Consider the following 12,815-nt stretch of genomic DNA (forward strand, 5'->3'; position numbering starts at 1 on the left):
CCGTCAGCCGTAGGGTGGTTCCGGTGAGCGAGTACCAGTACTACGAGTTTCAGGCCCTCGACCAGCCACTGAGCGGCGACCAGCGGGAAGCACTGCGGGGCGTTTCCAGCCGTGCCAGGATCACCGCCACCAGCTTCACCAACGAGTACCACTGGGGCGACCTGCGGGGGAATCCGCGAAACCTGGTGGAGCGGTACTTCGACGCCCATCTGTACGTCGCCAGCTGGGGCACACACCGGCTGATGCTCCGACTGCCCCTACAGCGCCTGGCCCTGCCCAGCGTCCAACCGTACGGTCTCGGCCACCACGTCGAAACCTGGGCCACCCGGACCCACCTTCTCCTCGACCTGACCAGCGAGGACGAGGGCGGCGACTGGGTCGAGGGAGCCGACGATTCGCTGGCCGAGGTCATCGGCGTACGCGAGGAACTCGCCACCGGCGATATGCGGCCCCTCTATCTGGCGTGGCTCTCCGCCCTCTCTGCCTGGGAAGCCGAGGACGACGACGAAGAGGAGTACCGGTCCGCCCTGGAGCCTCCCGTCCCCGCCGGCCTGGGCGAACTCACGGCTCCGCAAAGCGCGCTCGCGGACTTCCTGCGCGTCGACACCGACCTGCTCGCTGTCGCCGCACGGAGCAGCACCGCGGCGCCGGAACCCGCGGCCGGTCTGACACGCAAGGAGCTCGCGCGACTCGTCTCCGCCCTCCCGGACAAGGAGAAGGACGCCCTGCTGCTGCGCCTCGCCCTGGGCCCGGAACCCCACTTGCACAGCGAACTCCTGCACCGTCTGCGGGAAACCTCCACCCCGGCGACCGCACCCGGTCACCGGACCGCCGCCCAGCTGCTGGATGCGGCGCACACCCGCCGCGCCGAGCGCCGCGGCCACGCCGAACGCGACCGGCTGCGAGCCCGCGCCACACGCCTGACCGCACTCGCCGCCGAGGCGGACGTCATCTGGAACCAGGCCGAAGCACACATCGCCTCCAAGAAGACCAGTGCCTACGAGGCGGCTGTCGCCCTCCTTCATGACCTGCGCGATGCCTGCGCTCACGCCGGACACGGTGTCGATTTCCAGCAGCGTCTGGGGCTCCTGCGCGACACCTACCGGGGCCGGCCCGGCCTCATCCGCCGTCTCGACAGTCACGGTCTCCGGTAACTCGGCCGCGGGGACGGAAGGAGACGGTCAGGCGTGGTTGACCGGGAGGACGTCCGGCGAGAGCGCGCCCGCGTGGGCCGCGGCCGAGGTCATCCGCTTGCGGTGGTGGCGGCGGCAGAGGACCTCGTAGCCGATCTCCTCCGCCGGGCGGTTCACGTCGCCGACGACGACCTGGGCGCCCTCGACCACCATCTCGCCGCCCACCGTGCGGGCGTTGTGCGTGGCGCGGGCGCCGCACCAGCACAGCGCCTCCACCTGGAGCTGCTCCAGGCGGTCCGCCAGCTCGATCAGGCGCTGCGAGCCGGGGAATAGCTTGGTGCGGAAGTCCGTGGTGATGCCGAACGCGAAGACGTCCAGGCCCAGGTCGTCCACGATGCGCGCCAACTGGTCGATCTGGTCGGGCGCGAGGAACTGGGCCTCGTCCACGATCACGTAGTCCGCCTTGCCACCCTTCGAGAGCTGGGCGATCAGGTACGCGTACAGATCCATCCCCTCCGGCGCCTCCACCGCCTCCGTCACCAAGCCCAGACGAGACGACAACTTGCCCTCTCCCGCCCGGTCGTCACGGGTGAAGATGACGCCTTGGAGACCACGCGCATCACGGTTGTGCGCGATCTGGAGAGCCAGAGTTTTCTTTCTCGACCATCCACCAACTCGCACCAGGTCAATCTCGACTGCGGCGGCCCCACATAGTGAGGCGGCAGGCTGCACAGTGTGGGACGGGGTGTCTGGGCGGCTGGCTGGCGGTCACGAGACCATGGCGCTCAGGCATGGAGCGCCTTTCGCTTTTCGCGTGGGAAGGGCCCGCAGCGGCCTGGACGCGGTCCTCGCCAACCGAACAGGGGCGGGCAACACCTGCCCGCAGGCTCCAGTTCTCCAGCCTGGGCGACCCTCCGTCGGGGGCGTCTCAGATGGCCGCGCATATGATCATCTATACCTACGGGAAGGGTGGGACATGACGGGGGAGTTCAATCGGGAGTGGGGTCGGTCCCGCGTCGGCGCAACCGATCAGCAGGTGGACATGCGGTTGAACGGTGCTGGGGATCCCCATGTTCCCTTGGCGCCCGGAGGATCCGGGGGCTTCGGTTCCACGCCGGCCGAGAAGACGGCGGCGGCCAACACGATCGAGACCGAGCTGGAGCCGAACAGCAAGAAGGCCACGGAACACGCCGACGAGTCGACCGACGCGGCGGTCAAGGAGTTCGACGGCTGGGACACCGCCGCGGGCCTGAAGAAGGTCGCAGACACCTGGGACAAGCAGGTCAAGAATCTGATGGGCCGCCTCGCGTCCGAGAAGAGTGCGCTGCGCGGTGCCTCCGGCCTTTTCGTACGCAATGACATCGGCCTGGGCAATCAGTTCAAGCCGATCGGTTCCCAGTCGAAGCTGAACGGGCTGTAGGGGTAGCAGGTGCTGACGTACTACGAAGTCATGGTGACCGACTACGGAAAGCTCTCCACCGCTGCCGACAAGTGGCAGTCGATGGCGGAGGAAATCCGCAAGGTCGAGGATCGCTACCGGGACAGCGTGCAGAAAGTCACGATGGGCCAGACCTGGGTCGGCGTGAGTGCGACCACGGCCATGACCAACTTCGCCGGGACACGCTACGAGTACCAGGCCGCCCAGATACAGGCCAAGGCGACCGCCACCTTGCTCCGTAACGCTCACCAGCAGTTCCTGGAACTCAAGAAGCAGCTGGAGAACGCCCGCGCCGAGGCCGTCAAGGCCGGCATGAAGGTGTCGGAGCAGGGAGTCGTCGCCTACGACTACGACCGCCTCACACCGGCCGAACGCAACGCGGCCCGGCACGACCCGGACTTCGCCACGAGCGTCCGGGAGAGCGAGGCGTCCTGGTCGGAGCACATCAAAGCGGCCGTCAAGTCCGTCGACGACGCGGACCAGAACCTGAAGAAGGACCTGGAGGCCGTGGTCAAGGACGGCTACGGCAACAAGAACGACGCAAGCCTGGGCACCGGGTTCAACGGAGACGCCGGCACGGTGGCACAGGCCGACGATGCGGAGAAGAAGGCACGTGCCGATCTCTCCGTGCTGGAGATGCGGGACGACGAGACGCTGGACGACTACATAAAGCGTCTCGAACGCGAGGCCGTGACCCGCCTCACGGGTAACCCCCAGCTTGCGAAGATGGTCTCGCAGGTGCTGGAGGGCTCGATGACCGTCGGTGCCTTCTCGGCCGCCACAGGAACCTCAGCCTGGTACGGCTACAAGCTGTTCAAGACTTTGAACCCGCCCTACCCCCACGCCAACGCCCCCGGGACCTGGATCTCGCGCGGAATCAACTCCCGGCTTGCCGTAGCGGCCCCTGGGAGTCTCCTGACCAAGATTCCACCGCGTCTGGTGACTGCCATCACGGGCTCCGACGAAGCGGCCGCACTGGGCTCACGCTTGGTGCGCAACGGCTCGGCGTACTTCGTACCGAGTGCCTCGGAGGCGAACCTCCTCACGGTCGCGAGAGAGGGCGGCCTCGCGAACGCCGCGAAGGCCGCTGGTGCGCTCCGCGGGCTCGGAGTCGTCGGTGGTGTCGCGGCGACCGGGTACGGCATAGCGAACCTGGCCACGTACGACGTGGACATGATCCAAGACAAGCCGATGAAGTTCGCCACGGACCTCAGCGGGACTGCTTTCAATGGTTCCCTGACCGCACTCACCATCGCACCCAATCCGGTCACCCTCGGACTGACCGTGGGTACCGGTGTGGTGTATGCAGGGTGTCTGGCCTGGGAGAACAGAGAGGCCATCGGCAAGGGTCTGGACAAGGCGGGCGACTGGATCGGCGACAAGGCCGGGAAGCTCGGCAGCGCGCTGAACCCGTTCGACTAGCCAGGGAGAGAGATGCATACCACCACAGCCCCGTTCGCACTGCACGTCTGGTCCGAGGGCGAGAAGTTCGAGCGACTGACCGGCTGGCAAGGGACATCGCAGGAGTTCGGGGAGATCACGGTGATCCACCCGCACCGCGGTAACAACGGCCATTCCTTGAGGAGCGAAGTGCGGGGCAGCCGGATCCCTTCGGCATCCTTCTCCTCGCGCGGTTTCCATGCGCAGGTGATGACACTGCCGAGCCTGAACGGCGCGACGCTCCGACTCGGCGACGCGGTGGTGTACATGACACGCAACCGCTGGGCGCTGACTCACCGGGGGCGCTCGCTGCGTCTGAAATGCGGCGGAGACCAGTACCGGCTGACGGCGGTCAACCGCAAGGAATACACGCTGACCAGGGCTCCGGACGCAGAGGATCCAGGAGTCACCATCAGGGTGAAGCAGTCAGGCATCGGGAAGAGCAAGCGGCTGGCGGTGCGCGTGGCGGGCCGGGCCCTCGGCGCCGACATCACGCTCGCGGTGCTCTTCGGCGGCGTCGACAGAGCCACCCTCACCCGGCGCGGCGCCGTGCGGGCAGGCTTCTCACGGGCGTTCGGGTTCTACGCGGAATCCCAGTACTGACCGCGTTCCGGCCGGATCGCGGTGGCTCAACTACCAAGCGAGTATGCACATGCCTTCGTATGACACTTCCAGGTCCCGCTTTCGACTGAGTGACGGCCACGTTGTCGTCCTTTCCGAGCTGGTGGTCGGAGATCCCGTTCCCGATGAGTTCTATCGGGAACGGGAAGAGCTTGTGGAGTGCGGTCTCATCGACGAGGCGGGGGCCGTCTCACCCCTGCTCCGTCCGCTGCTCCAGACCATCGCGCGCCCGGTGGTGGTGATCACGGTGGAGTCGGACGGCCGACAGGGCAAGCTCAACCACGGGCTGATCATCGGCGAGAACCACGCCGTCTCCCACCAGGCATGGCCCGGGGAGGCGGAGTCGCAGTACTCGCTCGTCGAACCCAGGACGGTGGTCTGGACGCTGGCGGACATGGTGAACCTCCAGCGCTTCGGAGCGCTGCCCGATGTGGGTGCCTCCGTGGTCGAAACCACTGTGGCCACGCTTGATGCCGGATTGGCCGCCGCGGACGCCATGCCATTCATGGATGCCGGCGGCGAGGGCCGCGATCACATCCTCAAGGCCGTACAGACCGTGGGCACAATCGATGGACCAGCGCTCCAGGTCTTCGCCGACATGCTCGCCGAAGTGCGATCGAGCTGGCGCATGACGGCTGCCTGGCGGGGCGAGAGCGAGGGCGAGGACGGCGTGGTGATCCGGGGATTCGGCGTCTGGGACTGCGGCCCTCTCGGACACTGGCATCGGGAACTGCCGGCGGAACCGGTGCAACCGGGACAGGTCGGTCCGGCGAGCACACTGAGGTTCGTGCGCGTGCACGCGGGCAGGGTCTGGGAGCTGATCAACGAGCTGCTTCCGGCAGACGGCGAACTCCGGCACCTGGAACTCCCGTAGCGGTCGCAGACACGCAATTCTCCTGGGCCTGTTCCGGCTGCCCAGCCGGAGCAGCACCGAGCCCCACACGAACTCGGCGACGCTGGCAGCTCGTTCTTCTTGGGCGCTGCCTCCGCCACAGTCAGCGGGGTCGGCCATCCGCGCCGCCATGAGCGTCCCGCCGCTCAGCACATCGAAGCAGAGAGCGTCCCCATGCGGGCGTGACAGAGCGATCAGGCGTGGTTGACGGGGAGGACGTCCGGGGAGAGGGCGCCCGCGTGGGCCGCGGCCGAGGTCATCCGCTTGCGGTGGTGGCGGCGGCAGAGGACCTCGTAGCCGATCTCCTCCGCCGGGCGGTTCACGTCACCGACGACGACCTGGGCCCCCTCGACCACCATCTCGCCGCCCACCGTACGGGCGTTGTGGGTGGCGCGGGCTCCGCACCAGCACAAGGCCTCGACCTGGAGCTGCTCCAGGCGGTCCGCCAGCTCGATCAGGCGCTGCGAGCCCGGGAACAGCTTCGTACGGAAGTCCGTCGTGATGCCGAAGGCGAAGACGTCCAGGCCCAGGTCGTCGACGATGCGCGCCAGCTGGTCGATCTGGTCGGGGGCGAGGAACTGGGCCTCGTCCACGATCACGTAGTCCGCCTTGCCACCCTTGGTGAGTCGGGCGACCACGTACGCGTACAGGTCCATGCCCTCCGGCGCCTCCACCGCCTCCGTCACCAGCCCGAGGCGCGAGGACAGCTTGCCCTCGCCCGCGCGGTCGTCGCGGGTGAAGATCACGCCCTGCAGGCCGCGAGCGTCACGGTTGTGGGCGATCTGGAGCGCCAGTGTCTTCTTTCTTGACCATCCACCAACCCACGCCGGGTCACGCGCGACCGAGGCGGCCGGCGTAGCGATCGGCGGTGGGCTCCACGGTGCGGGGCGCTGCCCCCGGTACCGTGCCGTCTCGCCCCGGGTCACACGGGGCGGTCCTCGAAGTGGCGGACTACGACCCGATAGTCGTCGTCCTCCTCGGTCAGGGCGCGCAGCGATGTCGATTCGTTCTGGAGCGCGCTGAGACGGGGAAACGGCTCGCGGGTGGCGTCCAGCACACAGACTCCGAGCCGCCGGCCCGGTAGCCCACCGCGTTGTCCGACGGGGGAAGGGTGCGGCGTCGACTCTTCCACCACTCAGCATCAGCGTCTCGCCGTGCTCCCTCCACGCCATGACGGACCGGCGGAAGCTCGTACGACTTCTCGACGGTCCCGGCAGGGCCGGTCCGATCGGTTCAGCGGCTCCAGCTGACGCTCCAGACGTCCCCGTGGCCCGGCCAGTCGTCCCGTTCGTCCTCCCCTTCCACGACCATCACGGACACCTTGGTGAGCGGATTGCGGTACTCCAGGAAACCACCCTGATCGGTACGGTCCATGGCCACGCCGAGGCCCGGGGCGGCCGCTGCGAGGACCCGGAGCACCTCGTCCCACTCCGTGTAGGGCGCGAAGTCGACACCCATAGCCTCACGCCACTCCCCGGCGACGTCCGGATCGCCGGGAATCCGGTGCAATTCCAGTGATCCGCTTGTCAGGACCCAGTCCGGACCGCCCGAAAAGTACAGCTCCACGAGGCCGTAGTCCCTCCGTAGTGACCGGCCGGCACCGTCCTCCTCGGCGATGAAGCCGACGCCGATCGCACGGTCGGCCTCGTCCCGAGGAGCACCTGGGCGCAGCCCGTGAAACTCTCCGGTGGCCAGCAGCTGTGCGATGAACTCGGGTCCGGTCACGGCCAATTCTCCAGCTTGTCGATGAGGGCCTGCATCTCGTCCTTGCGATTCTGCGTGTTGCCCCAGTTGTGATCTTCCATGTGCTGCTGAGCCGATTTGGCCTTGGCCAGCAGATCGGCCCTCAGTTTGGGATCGTTCTCCACAGCCTCGACCGCGGTCCTGACGCTCTTGTCACTGGCCCAGCCGGTGGCCTTCAGCCGGATCGGCTCGCCCACCAGCTCTCCGTCCTTGTTCACATGGATCCGGACCTCGTCCGGCCCGACGTGCAGGTGAGCGCCCTTGGTCGCCCAGTCCGAGGCCACCGGCGACACGCGGACCTTGCACGGCTTGAGTCCGAGGGGATCCGCCCACAGGTGCGGGTTGTCCACGTACGCCGCCGGGTTCGGTGCCGGGTCGAGGCCGAGGGGATCCACGCTCAGGTAGCGGGCGGTCTCGGGGTCGTAGTGCCGGTGCAGGTTGTAGTGCAGGCCGGTTTCCGGGTCGAAGTACTGTCCGGGGAACCGGAGCGGCGTGTACGCCGTGGCATCGCTGTTCCAGCTGGTGGTGCCCCACAGGGTGGAGCGGGTGTGCCAGGCGAGCGTCCCCTGCTCGTCGACGAGCTCGGTGGGCGTGCCGATCAGGTCGGTGACGATGCCGAAGAAGCGGCTGTCCACCTCCCGGTCGGCGGCGTCGAGGACGCGCTCGGTCTGGGTGAGCGGGTGCAGACCCGCGTGGTCCCAGGTCAGAACCACGCGGAGGGGCAGGTCCGGAGTGCGGGTGGTCTGTTCGCAGAGCGTCGTGCCGTCCCAGGTGAAGAGGACCTCCTCGGCGACCGCACCGTCGGCGGAGAGCCGCTGCTTGGACAGCCGGCGGCCCAGTGGGTCGTACGCGTACCGCCAGGTCGTCCCGTCGGGGGTGACCACCTGGGTCAGCCGGTCCTCCGCGTCCCAGGTGTAGCGCCAGGCGTCGGGCTTGCGCGACAGCCTCTTGCGCGAGCGCAGGACCACCCGCCCCTGCCCGTCGTGCTCGTAGTGGACACCGCCCGCGTCCCTGATCCGGTTGCCCGTGTACGCGCGTTCTCCCGTGACCGCCTCTGCGTCCGCGTCCGGCTGGAGCAAGGGCCAGTGGGCGGAAGCAAGGTTGCCCGCCGCATCGTAGGCGTAGCGCTCGGTCCATCCGACGCCGTCGACGGCCGTGACCCTCCCCGCCGGGTCCAGGCCGAAGCTGAGGGAGGGGGCGCCGTCTGCCGCGTCGACACCGGTGAGGCTGCCGTCGGAGCGGTAGCGGTAGCCCCGCCGCCGGACGGTCCGCCCGTCAGCCGCGACCTGCTGTGCGGTGAGGCGTCCGGTGACGTCCCACGTGCTGGTGAGTGTCACCGCCCCGAAGGCGCGGGCGGATTCGCGGCCGACGGCATCGCGGTCGAAGCCGAGCCCCCGGCCGGACGCGGAGAGCCGGCTGCGGCGGCCGGCCGCATCGTAGGTCCAGGTGCTGACGGCACCGGTCGGCGTCGTACGGCGGATCCGGCGGCCCAGCGTGTCGTGTTCGAAGCGGAGCTCACGGCCGTTCACGGTCTCCGACCGGAGCTGCCCGTTGCGGTCACGCAACCAGGTGAGGGTGGCGTCCGGCCCGACCGCCTGGGCCAGCTCGTCGCTGGGGTCGTACTCGTAACGGGTGACCAGTCCGGCCGCGTCCTTTCGGACGACCTGCCCCAGAGCGTTGCGCTCGAAGCCCACGGTCTGTCCGAGGCCGTTGGTCCGGCTGAGCAGGCGGCCCGCCGCATCGTAGGCGCGGCTGAGCGTCCGGCCGTCGAAGTCCGTCTCGGAGATCAGCCGGCCGGCGTGGTCGTAGACATAGGACCAGGTCAGCCCACAAGGGTTGGTGACCTGCTTCAGCCTGAGGTCCGGATAATGGGTGAATTGGTGCCGGGCGCCGTCCGGATCGGTGCGGGCGCGGAGCAAGTCGAAGTCCCCGTACTCGTACGACGTGGTGCCGCCGGCCGCGTCAGTGTGGCTGAGCAGGTTTCCCTCGCCGTCGTAGGTCCAGCGGAGTTCCCCGCCATCCGGGTCCACCCGGCGAGTCAGCCGTCCCTCAGTGGTCCACTCCAGCCCGGTCGTCTCGCCGAGCGGTCCGCTCACCGTGACCGGTCGGCCGAAAGCGTCGTACGTGTACCGGGTGATCGCGCCCAGCGGATCGGTGATCCCGACGGGGCGGCCCGCCGCGTCGCAGCGGAAGGCGGTGGTGTTGCCGAGGGCGTCGGTGAGGGAGACGACGTGGCCGCGGCCGTCGTAGCCGAAGCGAGTGACGGCGCCGCCCGGGGCGGTCTCCGAGGTGCGGTTGCCCCTCTCGTCGAAGGTCTGGCGGACCACCGTGCCGTCGGGGCGGACGATCCGGACCGGCAGTCCCAGTTCGTCGTACTCCGCCGTGGTCGACCGGCCGTCGGGGCGGGTCAGCTTCAACAGCCGGCCGAGCTCGTCGTACTCGCAGGACGTGACGTTGCCGAGCGGGTCCGTGTGGGTCAGCAGCTGGTTGAAGCGGTCGTAGGTGAAGCGGGTGGCGGCGCCGAGGGCGTCGATGTCCGCCACGACCTGGGAACGGGTATTGACCTCGTAGCGGCGGTGGTGGCCGCAGGCATCCGTGACGGTCGTCGCGCCGTTTTCGTAGACGAACCGCGTGTTCATGTGGCCATGGGCGCCCGACTGGGCGACGCAGCGGTCCAGTTCGTCGTAGACGTACCCGAACCGGTGGCCGTTGGTGTCGGTCCAGGAAGTGATCCGGCCGTCGCCGTCGTAACCGAACCTCAGCGGCGCTCCCGAGGAGTTGACGGCCTCGGTGAGGTTGCCGTCGGTGTAACCGTACGTGAGCACGCGCGGGCCGTCGACGAGCGAGAGGACGGTGATGCGCCCCTCGGCCGTCTCGAAGCGGACGCGGTAGCCACCGCTGTGGGTGATCCCGAGCGGGGTGCCCTCCGCGTCGTACTCGAAGGTCAGGCTGTTGCCGTTGCGGTCGCCGATCTCCTCCAGCAGCGCGAGCGTCCCGTCGTGGACGGCGAACCGTCGCAGGCAGCCCTGGTCCACGTCGGTGACGGTGTATCCCTGTCCGTCCGGATCCCGTTCCAGCGGCCAGCGCCGCCCGTGGCTGGGCAGCACGGGAATGCCGGGAGCCGGGTGCGGGTAGAGCTGCAGGCCCCCGTCCTCACGCACGAAGACGATGCCTTCGGCGTCGATCTCCAGACGCTGGTCGACCGTGGATGCCCAGGCGCGGCCGAACCAGCGCCCGGCCCGGTACGAGGACTCGAAGGTGCGCTCGAACACCAGGGGCAGGGATCCCGGCAGCGCCAGGTCCGTCTGCGGCAGGATCATCCGGCCGGTGGCCACGTCGACCGGGTCGCCGTCGCAGACCTTGTCGGCCCCGCACCGCGCGGGCTCCTCCGGTCCGTCCGAATCCGTCTTCTTGCGGCCCGGCCCCTTGAGGTCGTCCAGGTCGTCGAGGTGTTTGGCGGCGGAGCCGACCTTCTTCAACGATCCCAGGCCCTTGGAACCGACGAGCTCCGGAAACATCTTCCCGAAGCCCTCGGACGGGTCCTTCATGAACTCGTCGAGCATCTTCTTGCCCGCACCGAGCGGATCGTTGGCCAGCGTGACCAGACCCGCCGCCGTCGAGTGCAGGTTCGTCACGTACTCGGCCGGATGCGTCAGGTTGTACGGATCCATCGGATTGAGCGCACGCGCGAAGTTTACGATCCCGGCCGTGCCCTTGATGACACCGCCCGTCAGGTGTGTCTTGGCGAGGTCCAGGTAGTCCATGCCGTCGCCGAGCTGCTTGGCGTACGAGGGCTTCGGCGGAGCCGCGTCCCGTGCGGCGCGGACCGCCGTGCGGACGGTCTCGGCGACGTCGTTGCGCTGCTTGCGGGCCGTGTCGAGCTTGTCCTGCGCAGCCGTGGCGATCGCGGTCCCCGGATCGGTGAAGTTCTCCGAGGGGCGGGGCGGCAGCGGATCCTGCTTCGCCTTCAGCGCGTTGTTGTAGGTGTCGACCAGCTTGTTGTGCGCGGTGTGGGCGTCGGTGGAGACCTTCTTCGCCCGGTTGTACTCCTCCAACGCCTCCTTGGCCTGGCCCTGCGCCCACTCCACCGTCTCCGCGAACCGCCCCATCGCGTCGGCGGCCTTCCCGAACGCCTCCGCCGCCTTGAACCAGCGCGGCGGCTCCTTCGCCACCGACTCCCTAAACGCCTCCGCCGCCCTGCCCTTCAGGCCATCCGGCTCGCCCATGCCCTTCAGGCCGTTGCCGACCTTGTCGAAGGAGGACTTGAAGTCGTTCAGGTGCGATACCTGGGCGCGGATCTTCGACACACTGCCGTAGACCAGCCTCTTCGGGTCCTCGGTCTGGCCCAACTCCAACTCCGCGACATCCGCGCCCAACTGGTTTGCCGCGGAACGGCTCTTGTCGCGGATCCAGTCGCCCGCGTCGTCCAGCCCGACGTTCTCCGCGAGGTCGGCCGTCTTGTCACCGGCCCACTCGACCGCGTCGCCGACCTTCTCCGCACCCTTCTCGACACCGTCCTCGACGACGTCCGGAACGAAATCCCGCCACCCCATCAGTGACCGTCCCCATCACGCTTGGCCTGCTCCAGCAGATCCTTCAACGAACCGATCCGCCCCGTCGAGGTGACCGTGTCCCCCGTGTCCGACCAGGTCTGCCGGATCTGCTCGCTGCTCTTCTCGAAGGACTCCGCGCTGTAATCGGGCTTGTAGACGTCCGCGGAGGAGATCTCCCCCCACGGCTTCTTCTCGATCTCGTCCTCACTGGCGTGCGGATTGCCGTACGCCGCGTTCGCCACCACCCGGAACGTGCCGTGGAGATACTGCTCCTCCTCCCACACCGTCCCCGCCGCGATCCCCAACGACTGTGCCAACGTGCTCGCGTTCTGCACCAGACTCCGAACGCCCCACTCCCAGCGCTCGCAGAAATCCTCGAAATCGGTGGCCAGCCCGGCGTGCCCGGCCTCCATCCCCGTCATCGCCAAGTTCTCGAAACCCGCACCCATCGATGCGCCCGCCGCGTCCCCCGACTCCCGCAACTCCCCGATCGCCGCCCGCAGACCGTCCTGAATGTTCTTGACCGCCGCCGGCGAAACCTCGAGATCCCCGTTCCCCGCCATCAGGCCACCTCCCCGGCCACCCGGTCCACGGCATTCGCATCCGGGACGATCCCCGCCACCGGCGGGAAGAACATCGACCCGTCCTCGTCCGCCGCGTTGACGACCACACCCGCCGGACCGTCCGCCAACGGAACCACCGCATCCACCAGCCGCGCACCCAGCACCGAGAGGAACTCCCACTCCCGGCCGGCCTCCGCCTCACCCCGCGCCACCGCGAACCGGGCCAAGGCCTCCTCGTCCGTGAACGCGTAGATCCAGCGGATTCCACCCGATACCGCCGACATCAGACCGCCGTCGGGGCCATCGGCGAGCGGAACCAGCAGGGCAGCCCTCCGGAACTCCCCCACCAGACGGTCCGGATCGCCCACCCCGTCCCGTATCGCCTCGATCTCTGCAGTCAGTTGCATGGACCGTATCCCCTCCAGCGCCGGT

General features: G+C 68.6%; 12 protein-coding genes. 5 read left to right on the forward strand and 7 right to left on the reverse strand.

What is annotated here, in order from left to right; genetic code table 11:
* Nucleotides 1-23: 23 nt before the first annotated feature.
* Nucleotides 24-1,154: a hypothetical protein gene (locus OTB16_RS28810; protein ID WP_267723760.1), complete on the forward strand. Its 1,131-nt coding sequence runs from the start codon at nt 24-26 to the stop codon at nt 1,152-1,154.
* A 27-nt stretch (nt 1,155-1,181) separates the two neighbouring features.
* On the opposite strand, the gene OTB16_RS28815 is transcribed toward OTB16_RS28810, so the two are convergent.
* Complete coding sequence (locus OTB16_RS28815; protein ID WP_267723892.1) at nt 1,182-1,823, reverse strand: thymidine kinase; 642 nt, start codon at nt 1,821-1,823, stop codon at nt 1,182-1,184.
* A gap of 286 nt (nt 1,824-2,109) precedes the next feature.
* Between OTB16_RS28815 and OTB16_RS28820 the strand changes: the two genes are divergently transcribed.
* From OTB16_RS28820 to OTB16_RS28835, 4 genes are read left to right on the forward strand one after another with little or no spacing between them, the layout of a single operon-like run.
* Nucleotides 2,110-2,553 (forward strand): hypothetical protein, encoded by a 444-nt coding sequence (locus OTB16_RS28820; RefSeq protein ID WP_267723762.1) that lies wholly within the window; start codon nt 2,110-2,112, stop codon nt 2,551-2,553.
* Between the two features lie 9 nt (nt 2,554-2,562).
* Complete coding sequence (locus OTB16_RS28825; protein WP_267723764.1) at nt 2,563-3,993, forward strand: hypothetical protein; 1,431 nt, start codon at nt 2,563-2,565, stop codon at nt 3,991-3,993.
* Between the two features lie 12 nt (nt 3,994-4,005).
* Entirely contained in the window at nt 4,006-4,614 is a 609-nt protein-coding gene (locus tag OTB16_RS28830) for a hypothetical protein (RefSeq protein ID WP_267723766.1), read from the forward strand.
* A 43-nt stretch (nt 4,615-4,657) separates the two neighbouring features.
* Nucleotides 4,658-5,506 carry a histidine kinase gene (locus tag OTB16_RS28835; protein ID WP_267723768.1) on the forward strand — a complete coding sequence of 283 codons (849 nt, stop codon included), beginning with the start codon at nt 4,658-4,660 and terminating at the stop codon, nt 5,504-5,506.
* A gap of 212 nt (nt 5,507-5,718) precedes the next feature.
* Here OTB16_RS28835 and OTB16_RS28840 read toward each other — a convergent pair whose 3' ends face one another.
* The 6 genes from OTB16_RS28840 to OTB16_RS28865 all read right to left on the reverse strand — a co-directional run bounded on the left by OTB16_RS28840 (nt 5,719) and on the right by OTB16_RS28865 (nt 12,790).
* The gene (locus OTB16_RS28840) at nt 5,719-6,387 is read right to left on the reverse strand and encodes a thymidine kinase (RefSeq protein ID WP_420717822.1); all 669 of its coding nucleotides are present in this window, start codon (nt 6,385-6,387) and stop codon (nt 5,719-5,721) included.
* A gap of 59 nt (nt 6,388-6,446) precedes the next feature.
* Complete coding sequence (locus tag OTB16_RS28845) at nt 6,447-6,581, reverse strand: hypothetical protein (RefSeq protein WP_267723770.1); 135 nt, start codon at nt 6,579-6,581, stop codon at nt 6,447-6,449.
* 176 nt (nt 6,582-6,757) lie between these two features.
* The gene (locus tag OTB16_RS28850) at nt 6,758-7,249 is read right to left on the reverse strand and encodes a hypothetical protein (RefSeq protein ID WP_267723771.1); all 492 of its coding nucleotides are present in this window, start codon (nt 7,247-7,249) and stop codon (nt 6,758-6,760) included.
* A complete protein-coding gene (locus OTB16_RS28855) occupies nt 7,246-11,820 on the reverse strand; it encodes a putative T7SS-secreted protein (RefSeq protein WP_267723773.1) in 4,575 nt (1,524 codons plus the stop codon). The genes OTB16_RS28850 and OTB16_RS28855 overlap by 4 nt, the downstream gene beginning before the upstream one ends.
* The gene (locus tag OTB16_RS28860) at nt 11,820-12,383 is read right to left on the reverse strand and encodes a hypothetical protein (protein WP_267723774.1); all 564 of its coding nucleotides are present in this window, start codon (nt 12,381-12,383) and stop codon (nt 11,820-11,822) included. The genes OTB16_RS28855 and OTB16_RS28860 overlap by 1 nt, the downstream gene beginning before the upstream one ends.
* Entirely contained in the window at nt 12,383-12,790 is a 408-nt protein-coding gene (locus OTB16_RS28865; protein WP_267723776.1) for a hypothetical protein, read from the reverse strand. The genes OTB16_RS28860 and OTB16_RS28865 overlap by 1 nt, the downstream gene beginning before the upstream one ends.
* Between the last annotated feature and the right edge of the window lie 25 nt (nt 12,791-12,815).

The sequence above is a fragment of the Streptomyces antarcticus genome (genome assembly GCF_026627255.1).
Classification (GTDB): Bacteria; Actinomycetota; Actinomycetes; order Streptomycetales; family Streptomycetaceae; genus Streptomyces; species Streptomyces antarcticus.

What these genes read in the sequence shown, in the direction of transcription:
- OTB16_RS28820 (WP_267723762.1), top strand. Translation starts at nt 2,110, where the DNA reads ATGACGGGGGAGTTCAATCGGGAGTGGGGTCGGTCCCGCGTCGGCGCA.
- OTB16_RS28830 (WP_267723766.1), top strand. Translation starts at nt 4,006, where the DNA reads ATGCATACCACCACAGCCCCGTTCGCACTGCACGTCTGGTCCGAGGGC.
- OTB16_RS28835 (WP_267723768.1), top strand. Translation starts at nt 4,658, where the DNA reads ATGCACATGCCTTCGTATGACACTTCCAGGTCCCGCTTTCGACTGAGT.
- OTB16_RS28855 (WP_267723773.1), bottom strand. Translation starts at nt 11,820, where the DNA reads ATGGGGTGGCGGGATTTCGTTCCGGACGTCGTCGAGGACGGTGTCGAG.
- OTB16_RS28860 (WP_267723774.1), bottom strand. Translation starts at nt 12,383, where the DNA reads ATGGCGGGGAACGGGGATCTCGAGGTTTCGCCGGCGGCGGTCAAGAAC.
- OTB16_RS28865 (WP_267723776.1), bottom strand. Translation starts at nt 12,790, where the DNA reads ATGCAACTGACTGCAGAGATCGAGGCGATACGGGACGGGGTGGGCGAT.